Annotated in this window: 15 protein-coding genes, 2 pseudogenes and 1 other annotated feature; of the genes and pseudogenes, 9 read left to right on the top strand and 8 right to left on the bottom strand. The window is 40.4% G+C overall.

The window, feature by feature from the left end; all coding sequences use genetic code 11:
* Nucleotide 1: 1 nt before the first annotated feature.
* Together trpD and PSF67_RS09090 are read right to left on the bottom strand one after the other, a co-directional pair.
* Nucleotides 2–1,636 (bottom strand): annotated as a pseudogene (trpD, locus tag PSF67_RS09095) (bifunctional anthranilate synthase glutamate amidotransferase component TrpG/anthranilate phosphoribosyltransferase TrpD).
* Nucleotides 1,636–3,210: an anthranilate synthase component 1 gene (locus tag PSF67_RS09090; protein ID WP_272676806.1), complete on the bottom strand. Its 1,575-nt coding sequence runs from the start codon at nt 3,208–3,210 to the stop codon at nt 1,636–1,638. The pseudogene trpD and the gene PSF67_RS09090 overlap by 1 nt, the downstream one beginning before the upstream one ends.
* Nucleotides 3,211–3,236: 26 nt before the next feature.
* Nucleotides 3,237–3,338: a sequence feature (Trp leader region), on the bottom strand.
* Between the two features lie 163 nt (nt 3,339–3,501).
* On the opposite strand from PSF67_RS09090, the gene rnm reads away from it, so the two are divergent.
* From rnm to aphA, 4 genes are all read left to right on the top strand, one after another.
* On the top strand, nt 3,502–4,374 hold the full coding sequence (gene rnm, locus PSF67_RS09085; RefSeq protein WP_166265040.1) for an RNase RNM: 873 nt from the start codon (nt 3,502–3,504) through the stop codon (nt 4,372–4,374).
* A gap of 149 nt (nt 4,375–4,523) precedes the next feature.
* Entirely contained in the window at nt 4,524–5,144 is a 621-nt protein-coding gene (locus PSF67_RS09080) for an L-threonylcarbamoyladenylate synthase (RefSeq protein ID WP_036957701.1), read from the top strand.
* A 200-nt stretch (nt 5,145–5,344) separates the two neighbouring features.
* A complete protein-coding gene (gene rluB, locus PSF67_RS09075) occupies nt 5,345–6,262 on the top strand; it encodes a 23S rRNA pseudouridine(2605) synthase RluB (RefSeq protein WP_168222841.1) in 918 nt (305 codons plus the stop codon).
* A 399-nt stretch (nt 6,263–6,661) separates the two neighbouring features.
* Nucleotides 6,662–7,375, top strand: coding sequence for an acid phosphatase AphA (gene aphA / locus PSF67_RS09070; protein ID WP_102138627.1), 714 nt, complete (start codon nt 6,662–6,664; stop codon nt 7,373–7,375).
* 59 nt (nt 7,376–7,434) lie between these two features.
* Here the strand turns inward: aphA and PSF67_RS09065 are convergent, their stop codons facing one another.
* The 5 genes from PSF67_RS09065 to PSF67_RS09045 form a co-directional block, all read right to left on the bottom strand.
* Nucleotides 7,435–7,860 carry a hypothetical protein gene (locus tag PSF67_RS09065; protein ID WP_272676805.1) on the bottom strand — a complete coding sequence of 142 codons (426 nt, stop codon included), beginning with the start codon at nt 7,858–7,860 and terminating at the stop codon, nt 7,435–7,437.
* Nucleotides 7,850–8,323, bottom strand: coding sequence for a two-partner secretion domain-containing protein (locus tag PSF67_RS09060; protein ID WP_272676804.1), 474 nt, complete (start codon nt 8,321–8,323; stop codon nt 7,850–7,852). The genes PSF67_RS09065 and PSF67_RS09060 overlap by 11 nt, the downstream gene beginning before the upstream one ends.
* The gene (locus PSF67_RS09055) at nt 8,298–8,471 is read right to left on the bottom strand and encodes a hypothetical protein (protein WP_272676803.1); all 174 of its coding nucleotides are present in this window, start codon (nt 8,469–8,471) and stop codon (nt 8,298–8,300) included. The genes PSF67_RS09060 and PSF67_RS09055 overlap by 26 nt, the downstream gene beginning before the upstream one ends.
* Nucleotides 8,472–8,959: 488 nt before the next feature.
* A complete protein-coding gene (gene cobO / locus PSF67_RS09050; protein ID WP_102138625.1) occupies nt 8,960–9,550 on the bottom strand; it encodes a cob(I)yrinic acid a,c-diamide adenosyltransferase in 591 nt (196 codons plus the stop codon).
* Nucleotides 9,551–9,555: 5 nt separating this feature from the next.
* The gene (locus PSF67_RS09045; protein WP_272676802.1) at nt 9,556–10,320 is read right to left on the bottom strand and encodes a YciK family oxidoreductase; all 765 of its coding nucleotides are present in this window, start codon (nt 10,318–10,320) and stop codon (nt 9,556–9,558) included.
* 179 nt (nt 10,321–10,499) lie between these two features.
* On the opposite strand from PSF67_RS09045, the gene sohB reads away from it, so the two are divergent.
* Nucleotides 10,500–11,546 carry a protease SohB gene (sohB, locus tag PSF67_RS09040; RefSeq protein ID WP_102138623.1) on the top strand — a complete coding sequence of 349 codons (1,047 nt, stop codon included), beginning with the start codon at nt 10,500–10,502 and terminating at the stop codon, nt 11,544–11,546.
* Nucleotides 11,547–11,642: 96 nt separating this feature from the next.
* Here sohB and PSF67_RS09035 read toward each other — a convergent pair whose 3' ends face one another.
* The gene (locus PSF67_RS09035; RefSeq protein ID WP_102138622.1) at nt 11,643–11,900 is read right to left on the bottom strand and encodes a DUF2498 family protein; all 258 of its coding nucleotides are present in this window, start codon (nt 11,898–11,900) and stop codon (nt 11,643–11,645) included.
* Between the two features lie 290 nt (nt 11,901–12,190).
* Here PSF67_RS09035 and topA point away from each other — a divergent pair, with 290 nt between their 5' ends.
* The 4 genes and pseudogenes from topA to sodC all read left to right on the top strand — a co-directional run bounded on the left by topA (nt 12,191) and on the right by sodC (nt 16,382).
* Nucleotides 12,191–14,797, top strand: a complete 2,607-nt coding sequence (gene topA / locus PSF67_RS09030) for a type I DNA topoisomerase (protein ID WP_210844260.1) — start codon at nt 12,191–12,193, stop codon at nt 14,795–14,797.
* Between the two features lie 174 nt (nt 14,798–14,971).
* Nucleotides 14,972–15,151 carry a hypothetical protein gene (locus tag PSF67_RS09025; protein ID WP_272676801.1) on the top strand — a complete coding sequence of 60 codons (180 nt, stop codon included), beginning with the start codon at nt 14,972–14,974 and terminating at the stop codon, nt 15,149–15,151.
* A 5-nt stretch (nt 15,152–15,156) separates the two neighbouring features.
* Nucleotides 15,157–15,637, top strand: a pseudogene (locus PSF67_RS09020) (type II toxin-antitoxin system death-on-curing family toxin).
* Between the two features lie 220 nt (nt 15,638–15,857).
* Nucleotides 15,858–16,382 carry a superoxide dismutase family protein gene (gene sodC, locus PSF67_RS09015; protein WP_166264933.1) on the top strand — a complete coding sequence of 175 codons (525 nt, stop codon included), beginning with the start codon at nt 15,858–15,860 and terminating at the stop codon, nt 16,380–16,382.
* Nucleotides 16,383–16,557 lie beyond the last annotated feature (175 nt).

Below are 16,557 nucleotides of genomic sequence, written 5' to 3'. Positions count from 1 at the left end.
TTTATTGTTTCCTTGCCGCGAGTGCTGTAACGCGGTCAAATGCTTTACCGCTACGAATAATTGCGAGTGCGTGTTCGCTGTTCTGTTTTAAGTCTTCATGGCCATTAATACGCATCAACATGGCAACATTGGCCGCTACAGCCGCTTCGTGAGCGGCTTGCCCATGGCCTTGAAGTAAATGACTAAGCAATACGCGGTTTTCATCTGGTGTACCACCTTCTAAGTCACGTAATTGATACGGTTCTAACCCAAAATCATCTGCAGTTAATTGGTAATGTTGTACTTTACCATCTTTTAGTTCAGCGACTTGAGTGACTGCATGTAATGAAACTTCATCCATTCCTCCACTGTGTACCACAGCTGCACGGGTGAAACCAAGCATCTGTAATGTTTCAGACACCGGTTTTACCAATGACGCTTGGTAAACACCGATAAGAGCAATTGGCGGGCGAGCAGGGTTAATTAATGGGCCCAATACATTGAATAACGTTCGGGTTTTCAACTGAGTGCGTACAGGAGCTGCATGGCGAAACCCACTGTGATATTGCGGTGCAAATAAAAAACAAACTCCAAGATCATCTAATGCATCACGAGCACTTTGTGCACTGAGATCTAGAGGGATACCAAAAGCTGCAAGTAAATCTGAAGATCCTGAACGGCTCGAAACACTACGATTACCGTGTTTGGCAACTTTAATACCACATTCAGCAGCAACGAATGCGCTCGCTGTTGAAATATTGATACTATTTGCACCATCTCCACCCGTGCCAACAATATCACTGAATGAGTAGTCAGGACGAGGAAAGGGTTGTGCATTTTCTAAACAAGCTAGAGCGGCTCCAGCAATTTCTTGTGGTTGTTCACCACGCATTTTCATGCTGATTAATACAGCAGCTAACTGAGGCTCTGTCAATTCACCTTGAATGATGGCATTAAACAAGAACTGGCTTTCTTGTTGAGTCAGCGGTTGCGCTTTAAATAATTTATCATAAATATTTTGCATAATTGGCTCTTTAGTATTCCGTTAGTGCGAATGAGAGGATTCGATTGCATTGGGAGTAGAAAGAGCCCATGCCACGGTATTTTCTAACAACTGTTTGCCTTGCGTTGTTAAAATGGATTCAGGATGAAACTGGAATCCACAAACTCTATCGCTATCATTACGTACAGCCATGACCATGCCATTTGACTGGGCACAAATGGTCAAGCTCTCAGGAATTTGGCTACCAACAAGAGAGTGGTAACGAGCCACTGATATTGGGTTTTCAAGATGATTAAACATGGCTAAACCATCATGTGTGGCTATTGATGACTTACCATGCAAAATTTCACCTGCGGCAGAGACGGTCCCACCATAGGCTTCTACGATAGCTTGGTGGCCTAAACAAATACCGATAACAGGAATTTTGCCTTTTACTCGCCTTAAAACTTCTGGCATTGAACCTGCTTCGCTAGGTTTTCCTGGGCCAGGCGATAAGACTAAAATTGGTGAAATCATTTGTTCTAATACAGATAAAATATGTTCTACATTGACGGTGTTGCGGTAAATAACCACGTTATGGCCACCTGCACGCAGTTGGTCTACTAGGTTATAAGTAAAGGAGTCAACGTTATCGAGCAGTAAAATATTCGCCATTAGAATAACTCCTTAACTTGGTGTGCTTGGGCAATTGCGCGGATCACAGCACGTGCTTTATTACGGGTCTCATCGGCTTCGGCTTGAGGGATGGAGTCTAGAACGACGCCCCCTCCCGCTTGTACAGTGGCAATGCCATTTTCTACGTACGCAGAGCGAATAACGATGCAGGTATCAAAATCACCATTTCCTTGAAAATATCCTACGGCTCCGCCGTATGACCCGCGGCGCTCTTGTTCATATTGCGCAATCAGCTGCATTGCTTTTACCTTTGGTGCCCCCGTTAAAGTCCCCATATTCATACAGGCTTGATATGCATGAAAAACATCTAAATCTTGGCGTAATGTTCCCACGACATGAGAAACTAAATGCATTACGAAAGAGTAGCGATCAACTTTAGTTAGGTTGGCAACATAGCGGCTACCCGCTTCACAGATACGTGCTAAATCGTTGCGCGCTAAGTCAACTAACATAATGTGTTCAGCAAGCTCTTTTTCATCTGAACGCATGGAAAGCTCAATTCGGCTATCTAAATCAAGGTCTAATTCACCTTGTGCGTTACGGCCTCGAGGGCGAGTTCCAGCGATTGGGTAAATTTCGACCTTGCGATTTTCTGTCGCATATTTGAGTGCGCTTTCAGGCGAAGCGCCAAAAAGTGTGAATGCGTCATCTTGCATGTAGAACATATAAGGGCTTGGGTTTTGTGCTTTGAGCTTTTGGTATGCAATCAACGGGTGCGAGCACGGCATCGTAAATTTACGTGAAGGCACAACCTGAAAAATATCACCACGGTATATGGCTTCTTTTAATGAAGTAACAACATCCCCATATTCTTGGTCATTTTTGTTTATCGATACGGCAAAATCGGGCGCAGTTGCTAAAGGAAGCGCAGGTAAGAATGGCCGACACGAAGCAATAATTTGTGAGTGTCGCTGCTTAACAGTTTCGATAGCTTGCTCATTTTGGCTAAATAAGCTGCTTTTTAGCCGAGCAGCCTGATTTTGATGGTCAATCACTAAATAATGCTCAGCAACAAAAAAACAATAGTCAGGGCAGTGATTAACAGTATTAACGTTGGGTAAATCTTCAAAACTTGCGACTAAATCATAAGCAAATAACCCACCAACAAACAGATTTTCAGGCTTTGTCGAATAAGTTTGCGCGAGAGCGGGTAGCGCACGTAAAACGTCCAAACAAGATGCCGCCTTTAGACGGCTGTCTTCGTCTAAATCTTGTGCCGGTAGGCTGAACGTCACCGTTAAACTATTTTCTTGCATGCTATGATGCATGATTAAATCTGTTAATTGCGCTAATAGTTTGGGTAATAAAGCCTGGCCATTTGGCGTTAACGCTTCGATTTCAACTTTTTGACCAAAAGCACGGATACGTAGTGCGCTGTTGACAACAAGCAAGCTTTGTAAGTTAGCTTTATTATTAATTTCAGCGGATTCCAACAGCATTGTTGATGGAACTTGATGACACAGATGATTAAATAATAATGTTGGATCAGGCTGATAATTAATTGGGCTATCCAGATACGTAAAATGTGCTAATGTGGTGCTTTGTTCGTTCATTTTGTTGCCTTACATTAATTTTTGACATTAAAAAACCCGCCGAGGAAGGGCGGGTTTGGCACTGAAACATACAATAACTATGCGCGTGCGGCTTCCGCCCAATTTGGGAAGTCACGCCACCAACGATTTGATAAGTTAAATAAAGTCATTGTATGCCTCACTGGATAAACTGATTATTTTTGGTCTTGGTTGTCTTGCGTACTAGTTAACTAGATCGCATTGTTTGTGTCAAGGGCTTTGTTAATTTATTAGGAAAAATAGTTTTTCATGGAAATTGGAGAAGATATCAATATGTCGACAGCCTCGACGCCATTAGTGACTCGCTATGATTTGCATAGCCATACGACTGCCTCGGATGGTGAACTCACTCCTGCCGCGTTAATCGAACGTGCGATAGAAAAAGGGGTTAATATTTTAGCAATTACCGATCACGACACTTGTGAGGGGGTACTTGAGGCTCGCCGCTATCTTACTGAAAACGAAAGGCCAATTGAGCTAGTCAATGGTGTTGAAATTTCGACACTTTGGGAAAATATTGAAATACATATTGTGGGGTTAAATTTTTCTCCGTCACACCCTGCTATGGTTGAATTGTTAGAAGAGCAATCTGAGCGTCGTTTCGAACGCGGTATTGAGATGGGCAGGCGATTACAAAAAGCAGGCATTGATGATGCGTGGGAGAACGCACAGCGCATTTCTGGTGGTGGGCAGGTAACGCGGGCACATTTTGCACAATATATAGTGCAAATAGGTAAAGAAAAAACGATTAATAACGTGTTTAAGCGCTATTTATCAAAAGGGAAAACAGGATATGTCCCTGCGAAGTGGTGCACAATTCAAGCCTCCATTGACGCAATCCATGCGGCAGGCGGTGTTGCGGTATTGGCTCATCCTGCTAAATATCAACTATCTAATAAATGGTTAAAACGGTTGGTTGCGCATTTTAAACAGTGTGAAGGGGATGCCATGGAAGTTTCTCATTGCCAGCAACCACCAAATGAAAAGCAATATTTAGCTGAATTAGCCAACAATGCTAATTTACATACATCTGTTGGTTCAGATTTTCATCGACCATGTTCTTGGATAGAACTTGGCCGAAACTTATGGCTACCTAATGATGATAATGCAGTTTGGACGCTTTGGAATGCAGTAAAAAGCAGCTAATCAATTGATGTATTAATAATGCGGTGTAAAATAATTATTATAAGTGATGATTTATTCTGAGTAGGTCATCTCATGGAATTAAGAGATAGTAGCATTTATAGGTATTTTTGCCGGGTGATGCTGTCGATACCCAAAAATTAGAGGTATGTATGAGCCAGTTTTTTTATATCCATCCGGACAACCCTCAGGCAAGACTTATTAGCCAGAGTGTTGAAATTTTAAATAAAGGTGGTGTGATTGTTTACCCTACCGACTCAGGGTACGCCATTGGATGTCGTTTAGAAGAAAAAGATGCTCTACAGCGCATCTGTCGTATCCGTCAGCTGGATGCTAACCATAATTTTACATTAATGTGTCGGGATCTCTCTGAGCTATCGAATTACGCACATGTTGATAATACCGTTTTTCGTTTAATTAAAAATAATACGCCGGGTAATTACACCTTTATTTTACGGGCAACGAAAGAGGTTCCGCGGCGTTTAATGAATGAAAAACGTAAAACCATAGGCTTGCGTGTGCCGTCGAACCCGATTGCGCGAGATTTACTCGAAGCGGTTGGTGAACCGTTGATGTCAACGAGTTTGATTATGCCCGGTGATGATTTCACGCAATCAGACCCTGAAGAAATTCGCGATTTACTTGATAAACAAGTCGATTTAGTGATCCACGGTGGCTATATTGGGCAAAAACCCACAACGGTGATTGACTTTACTGATGATACACCGGTTGTAGCACGAGTCGGAACTGGCGATCCAACGCCTTTTGAGTAAATATCACTATTGGAAAGTCTAAGGTTCAGTACTGAATTAAATAAAATAGTATTGAAAGTGCGATATACAGATAAGTAATAGGGGTTCAGGACAAACCTGTGTATAATGCGCGGGTTTTCAAATTCATTGCTTTTTGGTGCGGCAAAAATAACGTGCCAAAAAGGTATTTGACGCCTGTGAAGGCGACAGCAGAGGGTTACATGAGCGTAAAACCGCAAAAAACTGAAAAATTACAGAAAATCCTTGCTCGTTCTGGGCATGGTTCTCGTCGAGAAATCGAAACATTCCTGCAAGCGGGTCGTATTAGTGTTGATGGCAAAATTGCTACACTAGGAGACCGTGTTGAAGTCACACCCGCAACAAAAATTCGTTTAGATGGCCGTTTATTAGCGATCAAAGAAGCTGAAAAGGAAATCTGCCGTGTAATGGCTTACTACAAGCCAGAGGGCGAATTATGCACACGTCATGATCCTGAAGGGCGCCCAACCGTTTTTAACCGTTTACCACGGTTAACGGGAGCTCGCTGGATTGCTGTTGGCCGTTTAGATGTTAACACAAGCGGCTTATTGCTATTCACGACAGATGGTGAGTTAGCTAATCGTTTAATGCACCCTAGTCGTGAAGTTGAACGTGAATATGCAGTACGCGTATTTGGCGAAATTAATGATGCAAAAATTCGCCAGTTAATCAATGGTGTACAACTGGAAGATGGTCCAGCTTCTTTTAAAACGGTTTCTTACCGTGGCGGAGAAGGAATGAACCAGTGGTTTAACGTCACCTTGACTGAAGGGCGTAACCGCGAAGTCCGTCGCCTTTGGGAATCTGTTGGTGTCCAAGTCAGCCGTTTAATCCGTGTGCGTTATGGTGATATTGATTTACCAAAAGGCTTGCCTCGTGGAGGATGGACGGAGCTTGGTTTAGAGCAAACTAACTATCTTCGTGAGCTGGTGGAATTGCCAGTAGAAACGGAAAGTAAGGTTGCTGTTGAGCGTGACCAACGTCGTATTAAAGCGAACCAAATTCGCCGTGCGGTAAAACGCCATACACAAGTCGCATCACGTCCTGCATCAAAACGTCAATCATCAAGACCAACAGCGAAACGTCGTACTCGCATCTAGACTGATTGCATATCGAATATTAAACACGCTGGGGCCATCCCCTCAGCGTGTTTTTGTCTAATTTATTGTCTATTAAAATATATTAGCTTTTATATGAGAGAAATTACCTATCTTAGGGTAATGATTGAATTGAACATAACCTTATTAATAATAAGAAAATTAATGGTCTAGTTCACATTATTATGAAACCTATCAATAATAGATAATATTTATGAGACATTTGTCTCATTTTAATGTAACTAAAAGTCTTAGTATGACCTCTCTTGTGAGATATGACTCACAAACATTGGTTTATTAACTGATAATAAAGGCAAAATTACAGATAAACCTATTACTTACCCAGTTTATCCAGATAAATAAAGAATGGTTTAAGTGGATAAACCTGAATAAGGACGAAACATGAAAAAAATAACACTGACTTTGAGTGCGATTGCATTGGCATTAAGTTTTACCGCGACGTCTCAAGCAAAAATTCCAATGCCAGAAACCGTAAGCCCTGGCGTTACCGTTGTTGAACTTGCTCAACAACAGCCTGTCCATTGGGTCTCCATCGAGCAAATTAAACAAAGCCTAGAAGGAAAAGCCCCGATGGCTGTTGGGTTTGATATCGATGATACAGTGTTATTTTCGAGCCCAGGTTTTTACCGTGGTAAATTAGAGTTCTCACCTAACGATTTTAGCTATCTCAAAAATCAGCAATTTTGGGAAAAAATGAATAATGAGTGGGACAAATTCAGTATGCCAAAACAAGTGGGTATTGATTTAGTCAAAATGCACTTAGAGCGCGGTGACACTGTTTATTTCATTACTGGCCGTACGAAAACCAAAACAGAAACAGTAACTAAATACGTTCAGGAAGGTTTAGCAATACCGGCAGATAAAATGCAACCTGTCATTTTTGCGGGTGATGAGCCAGGCCAAAATAATAAAGTAAGCTGGATGCGTGATCACAAACTTACCATATATTATGGTGATGCTGATGCCGATATCGCAGCAGCGCATGAGTTAGGTATTCGCGGTGTGCGTATTTTACGCGCAGCAAACTCATCTTACCAACCATTGCCAAAAGCAGGGCGCTTTGGTGAAGAGGTTGTGATTAATTCAGAATATTAGTTCTGTTATGAGTAGAATGAAGAGGAGGTCAAATGACCCCCTTTTAAGCGTGAACTATTTTAGTTAGTTAATACAGAATCAATAATCACTCGATTACCTGAAATATTTCCTGTTGTTCCATTCGTGACGATAGGGCTGGTAACTTTAGTGGTATTAGTAGAACGTAAAGGCCCATATTGGTTATTAATGCGGTTTTTTGAATTAATAGTTAGGTTTTTACCGGCTATCACTTCTCCAGAGTAGTTTTCTAATGAACCTATATTAAGCTTTTGGTTATTAGCCGCTGTAATTTTCCCATAATTATTATTGAGTGCTGCTTTGAGATTAATATCAACATCATTGCGTACTGCAGAATTATTTTTTACATTTGCAACAATAGAACCATTGATATTATGTAACGTATCACCTTTAACTTTAATGATACCATTATTGGTTTGTAAGCCGCCATTTTGGTCTGTTAGCCCAAATTTGGTATTAAATGCCATTAATGGCCACCGAGCGTGCAATTAAATCTGTCGGAGAATTGGTATCTAATCTCCCATTGATGGCAATTTTACCTTGCTGCACATTATAGTTAGCAATAGAACCCTCATTTGCTAGCTCTACTTTACCCGTTGTCAGTGTTGTACGGTTCGTATTGATAAAGCCACAGTTGTTACATGTAATACCCGATGCATTAGCAACGATAACTTGTGCTTCTCCTCCTGCAACTTCAATCATGCCATTTAAGGTGGTTGCTGAATTCGAATTTATTTCGTTTAAAATGACTTTAGCTCGCCCGCCAGCAACATTGGTATTGCCACCAATTTTGCCGCCAATGGTCGTATTAGAATTTTTTGCACTGTTATTTAAAATAACGCCTTTTTGATCAACATCGAATTGGCTATAGGTATTATGGGAAACCCTAGCTTGACTCGGTTTATTAATATAAACGACAGTTGGCCCCATTACCTTGATTTAATATACCAGCACCATTAGTTGGCATAATTGCAGCTTGGGCAATAGTAGGGGTTCCAATGATTATTGAAACGCATAAAAAGAGTGGGTTAAATTTCAATTTAGTGAAATTCAAATGAGAGCTTGAAGCGTTTTTCATATATATCCCTTAAAATAAAATAGAAAAATAAATAAAATTAATAATGTTAACATGGATAAATATATCGTTATTAATTGATAAATAACCAAAGCTGATTAAAAGCGGATGAATATCAGTTATTTTAAAATAATTTCTTTTTTATCAAATAGTTGTGTTTTGGTGCTTTTGGTCTAATGAGGGGGGTTTGCTGATGTGGTTATACGTATCCAGTTTAATGAAAATGATAAATAACAATGAATATCATTAATTATTTTTATGTTTTTTTATTGCTATAAATTAATTGTGGTATTTCATTTTCTAAATTTATTGAAAGTAATTTAAATTATCTGAAACATTTATTTATTTAAGATTTACACCAAATTGGCGTTATAAATGAATAAGAATAAATAATTTTTTATAGATTGATTGATGGAGCAGTTAAATAACTTTAGATTAAAAGTGCAATAACTGTAAAAAACATCGTATTATTGCACTTTATTATCGGATTATTACCAATCAATCCCTTTTTGAGCTTTAATTCCAACATCAAACGCATGTTTCACAGGGCGCATTTCTGTTACTGTATCGGCTAACTCAATTAAGTCTCGGTGGCAACCTCTACCAGTGATCACGACAGATTGATTGGCAGGACGGCTTTGCAATGCCTGGATCACTTCTGCTAATGGGAGGTAATGATAACTCACCATGTAGGTTAGCTCATCTAAAATAACTAAATCGTATTGTGGATCGCTTAACAATTGCTTAGCGTACTGCCATGTTTCCATACAGGCAAGGGTGTCTGTCTCTTTGTTTTGAGTTTCCCATGTGAACCCGGTTGACATAACATAGAAGGGAACCCCTTGAGGCTCTAGTAATTCACGTTCACCATTATCCCAGCCGCCTTTAATAAACTGAACAACGGCCGCTTTTTTACCATGACCTACCGCACGGCAGACAGTACCAAAAGCAGCAGTTGTTTTGCCTTTCCCATTTCCAGTAAAGACAATCACGATACCCCGTTCAATTTGTGCAGCTTCGATTCGGGCATCCACTTTTTCTTTTAAACGTTGTTGGCGTTCTTCGTGTCGGCTTTGAGACATTGTTTTTACTCCGCAGCTCCCGGTTTTCGCCCTGGTTGAGCATCATAGCTTCCCCCTGTTTTACGCAGGCTATCATCACCCATCAAATAGATATAAATAGGCATGATATCGGTAGGGGTTTTTAATTTAAGTGGATCTTCGTCAGGGAATGCACTTGCTCGCATTGCGGTTCGAGTACCGCCTGGATTAATACAGTTTACTCGAAGATTGCTCTGCTTATATTCTTCGGATAACACTTGCATAAAACCTTCAGTTGCAAATTTGGATACAGCATAGGCTCCCCAACCCGCGCGACCCTGTTTACCTACACTTGAACTGGTAAAAATCAATGAGGCATTAGGTGCTTTGAGCAATAGAGGGAGTAAAGCTTGGGTTAGCATAAATGTGGCATTAACATTTATTTGCATAACATCATGCCAGAGGTCGCTTGGTTGCTCAGTGATAGGGGCAACCACACCAAGTATTCCAGCATTGTGCAAAACGCCATCTAAATAAGGTGCAATGGAGGCAACTTGCGAGGCGAGTGAATGGCAGTCATCAATCGTTGCTGTTAATAAATCTAACGTAAAGCACGGCGAATTCTTTCCACCTAATGCCGCTATTTCATCACTAACGGCTTGTAATTTATGCTGCGTTCGACCAACAAGAATAAGGGATGCACCATAGCGAGCATAAGTGAGTGCCGCTTCACGGCCAATGCCATCACCGGCACCAGTCACAAGGATTGTTTTACCTTTCAATAGGTCTTGTCTAGGCTGATATTGGAGCATATTCTTTCCTACTATAGTGATTAGCATGTATGGTTATCATCGCACTGATTGCGATAATTGGCTAATCTAACATAGTTATTAACGAAGTTTGTCGTGCTAACTCTGTTTTTTTCTGGTTGTTTGCGCGTAATCGTGAGATTATTTTTTGTATTGAAGATAAACATCAAAAGGATCAGATTGTGGAGTATTTCTCATTATATGGGCTATTTTTAGCAAAAATCGTCACAATTTTGGTGGCGGTGGTTTTGCTAGCTGTTTTTGTGTTTGGCGTAGGCATGCGTCGACAAGGGGCAAAAGGTGCTTTGAAAATCACAGATTTAGGTGAGAGTTATCGTGAGCGTCAGCGCCAAATGCAACAGATAAAAATGAATGAGTCAGAACATAAAGCGTGGCTAAAAGCATTTAAAAAACAGCAGAAAGCAAAATCAAAAAGTGAGAAAACAGGGGCTAAGTTAGGCCAAACAGGGGTTAAAAAGCCTTGTTTATATGTATTAGACTTCAAGGGTAGCATGGATGCCCGTGAAGTCGCTTCTTTACGTGAAGAGATCAGTGCTATTCTTGCAGTTGCTGATCAACAAGACGAGGTTTTACTAAGACTTGAAAGCCCAGGAGGGATGGTTCATGGTTATGGTTTAGCAGCCTCGCAATTATTAAGGATCAAAGAAAAAAATATCCCGCTGACTATTGCGGTTGATAAAGTTGCGGCGAGTGGCGGATACATGATGGCTTGCATTGCAGATAAAATCATTGCAGCGCCATTTGCCATTATTGGTTCGATCGGTGTTGTCGCTCAAATTCCGAATATTCATCGGTTACTAAAAAAACATGATGTTGATGTAGAACTTCATACTGCGGGTGAATACAAACGCACATTGACCATGTTAGGTGAGAATACAGAGCAAGGCCGTAAGAAGTTTGTCGAAGATTTAAATTCAACACATGAATTATTTAAACAATTTGTGCATCAAAATCGCCCATCTTTAGATATTTCCGCTGTTGCAACGGGGGAGTATTGGTATGGTTCACAGGCGCTTGATAAAGGGTTAGTGGATAATATCGGTGTTAGTGATGATTTTATTATTAATGCAATTGATACTAAGGAAATAGTTAGTATTCGTTATGTATTAAGTAAAAAAATGATGGATAAGTTTATGGGAAGCGCGGCAAAGAGCGTGGATAACTTATTATTGCGCTGGTGGCAACGCGGACAAAAACCACTCTTGTAATTTTGAATTTCGCCTAGCGAATAAGCGTTTTTAAATCTACTATTAATTTACCGGCTTGTTAGCCGGTAAATTTTATACAAAGAGCAAACGTGTTAACTAGTTATTATCACTCAATTGGTATTGTTCTGATAGTACATGAGCGAGGTGCTTGTACATATTAAAAGCAGCTGTACTCTTTAAAGTAGGAATATTGTTCTCATCTAAGAAGAACTCCCCTTTAAATACCAGAGTACCTCGATGTTGCTCAACGGTATCAACAAACATACCATGAATGTAATCATCATGTTTCTTTATGATATCATTAGCTTTTTCAAGTAACTCTTTCTTTGTGATGAATGGTAAACTGTCTTGCATAAGTTGGCTTCCTTGAAAAAATAATTGGTTGCTTCTAGCATTTTATCAGGTAGAGTGTGTGGTTTTCAATTATGGCTAAACATCTTTATATGGTTAAAATCAGTCGACTAGAAGACACTTTGTGCTTTTTAGAATAACGTGATTGAATTTATAAGTTTTGTTTCAACACAAATAATTGTTTAAAAATATATTGATATATTGTGATTGTGTCGCAATATAAAAAAGAGATCCTCATTTTGCGCATTTTAATGTAGAAATGCGCCATTATTGATATTTAGGTAAAGGTAAATATGGGTAAAGCTCTTGTTATAGTGGAGTCCCCGGCAAAGGCCAAAACGATTAATAAGTATCTTGGCAGTGGCTACGTTGTAAAAAGCAGCGTTGGCCACATTCGTGATCTGCCGAAAAGCGGCTCTGGTTCACAAACCGGCTCACAAAAGAGTACAGGCTCATCTACCGACAAAACAAAGAAAGTAAAAAAAGATCCGCGTGACGCATTAGTTAAGCGTATGGGGATTGACCCTTACCAGGGTTGGAAAGCGAATTATCAAATTCTACCTGGTAAAGAAAAAGTAGTTTCTGAACTTAAATCACTGGCGGAGGATGCTGATCACATCTACCTCGCAACGGACTTGGACCGCGAAGGGGAAGCCATTGCGTGGCATTTACGCGAAGTGATAGGTGGAGATGATACTCGTTTTAGTCGAGTTGTATTTAATGAAATTACGAAGAATGCGATCACTCAGGCATTTGATAGTCCTGGGGAATTAAACATAGATAGAGTTAACGCACAACAAGCGCGTCGTTTTATGGACCGAGTTGTGGGTTACATGGTTTCTCCACTGTTGTGGAAAAAAGTGGCTCGAGGCTTATCTGCTGGTCGTGTCCAATCCGTTGCAGTGAAACTCATTGTTGAACGTGAAAGGGAAATTAAAGCCTTCGTTCCTGAAGAATATTGGGAACTGCATGCCGATTTAGCGGATAAAGATGTCGCTAACTTGCGTATGGAAGTTACTTCACAAGGTGGTAAGGCATTTAAACCGGTCAATAAAGCGCAAACAGAAGCAGCGGTTAAGCTCCTTGAGAAAGCGCGTTTTTCGGTTGTTGACCGTGAAGATAGGCCGACGTCAAGCAAGCCGAGCGCACCGTATATCACGTCAACGCTACAACAAGCCGCCAGTACCCGTTTAGGTTTTGGCGTGAAAAAAACCATGATGATGGCTCAGCGCCTTTATGAAGCTGGGTACATCACCTATATGCGTACTGACTCAACAAACTTGAGCCAAGATGCACTCGACATGGTTCGTGGTTATATTAATGATAATTTTGGCGCGAAATACCTGCCAAAAGAGGCGAATGTTTATAGTAGTAAAGATAATTCGCAAGAGGCGCACGAAGCCATTCGTCCTTCGAGTGTCGATGTTTTACCTGAATCACTAAAAGACATGGAGAACGACGCGAAAAGGTTGTATCAATTGATTTGGAATCAATTTGTGGCGTGTCAAATGACACCTGCGAAATATGATTCAACAACCTTAACGGTCAAAGCAGGGGATTTTGAACTAAAAGCCAAAGGGCGTACTCTGCGCTTTGATGGTTGGACGAAAGTCATGCCTGCATTGCGTAAAAATGATGAAGATAAAACATTACCGCCAATACAAGTTGGTGTGGAATTGTCATTAACTGAGTTATTGCCTAGCCAGCACTTTACCAAGCCACCAGCACGTTTTAGTGAAGCATCTTTGGTTAAAGAGCTAGAAAAACGCGGTATTGGTCGTCCTTCAACGTATGCAGCGATTATTTCGACGATCCAAGATAGAGGTTATGTCAAAGTTGAAAATCGTCGTTTCTATGCAGAGAAAATGGGTGAAATCGTAACCGATCGATTAGAGGAAAACTTTAACGACCTGATGAACTACGATTTTACTGCGCGTATGGAAGACCAGCTTGACCACGTTGCTAATCATGATGCCGAATGGAAAGCGGTGTTAGATGAATTCTTCTCTGACTTCAGTAAGCAGCTAAACGTTGCTGAAAAAGAACCGGAAGAAGGTGGAATGCGCACCAATCCAATGGTGATCACTTCAATCATTTGCCCTGATTGTGAACGCCATATGGGTATTCGTACCGCGTCAACCGGGGTATTTTTAGGTTGTTCTGGTTACGCTTTACCACCAAAAGAACGTTGTAAAAAAACAATCAACCTTATCCCTGAAGATGAAGTCTTAAATGTGCTTGAAGGGGATGATGCGGAAACTAATGCGTTAAGAGCAAAACGTCGTTGTCCAAAATGTGGCACCGCGATGGACAGCTATTTGATTGATAATGGCCGTAAATTACATGTCTGTGGTAATAACCCGGCATGTGAAGGCTATGAAATCGAAGAAGGCGAATTCCGTATTAAGGGTTACGATGGCCCAGTCATTGAATGTGACAAGTGCGGTTCGGAAATGCACCTGAAAATGGGGCGTTTTGGTAAGTACATGGGGTGTACCAACGAAGAGTGTAAAAATACGCGTAAAATTTTACGAAGTGGTGAAGTCGCACCACCGAAAGAAGATCCGGTTCCATTACCGGAACTTCCATGTGAAAAGTCCGATGCGTATTTTGTGTTACGTGATGGAGCTGCTGGGGTTTTCCTTGCGGCAAATACATTCCCTAAATCACGAGAAACACGTGCACCATTAGTTGCAGAATTACAACGCTTTAAAGACCGTTTACCTGAAAAACTTGCTTATTTGGCGGAAGCACCAGCTGAAGATGGCGAAGGTAACCCAACAGTCGTCCGTTTTAGCCGTAAAACGAAGCAACAATATGTTTCTTCAGAAAAAAATGGCAAAGCAACGGGGTGGAGTGCGTTTTACGTTGACGGTAAATGGGAAGTGAAAGAGAAATAATTGTTCTCTTTTGTTTTCAAGAAAAAAAGCCAATCAATTTAATTTGATTGGCTTTTTTGTTAAATAGTAAAATACACTGTAATGAAATAAGTTGACTTAGTATGAGTTACCTTACTTTATGTTCAGATAGTATTATCTTTTTTTATAGTGAATTGATTTAGTAGAGGTTATAAAATGGGGCACGCATTACAAAAGCCTAATCGCTCATTGATACCTGCTCGTGACAAAAATAAAATTGCTGCACCTAAACCAGCAATTAGCGAGCAATGTTCACATGAAGTCCAAGTTAAAAATGCTTTTAATTTTGGTTTCGCTCGCTATGAAAAAGCAATGGAAAAACGTGCTAAGGTATAGTGAGAGTGATACACGTCCAAGGGGAGTTTGTTGAAGGTATTAATATTTATCTGTTGATGATTTGGTAAATATTAATAGGGTATTGATAGAATTACAAACTCCTAATGAACCTATAGAAGTCCTCAATTTTAATAATCTCAATTCCTCCCTGTCTAGACCCAGCCAAGTTAGGTACTATCAGCAAACTGATGATATGTTTGTTTTACTTCTGTATTAATTGAAAGCCTTATCCAAAATCATTCTTTTGCAAATGCGAATAAACGGGCAGCAATGATGGCGGGTTATATTTTTCTATTATTAAATGGTTATGAATTAACCGCACCAGAAGATGATATTGTAAACATGGCTTCGGGTTTAGCGATGAAATATTTTTCACTTAATGATCTTGAGAATTGGCTATGCTATTGGTCTAGAGAGTTTGATTCAAGGCAACTGTGTCACCCCAACGAACTTGTCTATTTCATATCAATACCTGCCGGTGAGTAACTCACTGTTATACCATCATTTCTTTCATTTCTTATCGTTCATTGTGATATAGCCTCCAATTTTTAACTAAACTCAAATGTAGCACCAAAGTGATAACTAATTTGTGTTAACTTAAGATAAAGTCGTTGTGGTTATCAATTGACAGTAATAGTTCTTACCTTGTTAAGGTGTTTAGGTAAGTCGATGGAATGATAGATAAAAGTTATACACCGGAGGCAAAATGAAGTTAAAAATGTGTTTACTGGCTGCATTATTGACAGCGGGGACAGCATACGCTGCTCAATCTACTGTTGTATTAAAAGAAGCGACCCCAACAGGTGATGGTAAAACAATAGGTGAGGTTGTTATCTCAGAAACGGAATATGGATTACTGTTCACGCCCAAATTAACGGGCCTGCAAGCTGGCATTCATGGGTTTCATATTCATGAAAACCCAAGCTGTGAACCCGGAGAAAAAGACGGTAAATCAGTTCCAGCATTAAAAGCAGGTGGTCATCTAGACACAGCTAAAACAGGTGTCCATAAAGGCCCTTATGATAATACTGGGCATTTAGGCGATTTACCTGGCCTTGTTGCTGATAGCCAAGGTAATGCTGATTATGCGGTATTAGCACCACGTTTAAAATCACTCAAAGATGTTCAAGATCGTGCATTGATGGTGCATGTGGGTGGTGATAACTATTCTGATAATCCAGAAGCGTTAGGCGGTGGTGGGGCTAGAATGGCCTGCGGCGTCATCAAATAATACGCGTCATATTTCAAGCTGTGGCGTTGTTAGCTGCACTTGCTAACCCTAGTCACATACTTATGTATGCTCCTAGGGCTTAGCGCCGCTTGCTGCCTAGCCACAACTTGAACTATTTAGCGTATTAAAACGTTTATTTGAGTAATATTTCAAGTCATAGTGCTATTGGCTGGGG

It is taken from the genome of Providencia sp. PROV076, from assembly GCF_028483405.1.
GTDB lineage: Bacteria > Pseudomonadota > Gammaproteobacteria > Enterobacterales > Enterobacteriaceae > Providencia > Providencia huaxiensis.
Note: the sequence above shows the minus strand (reverse complement) of the source record. Positions and strands in the feature narration are given on the sequence as shown.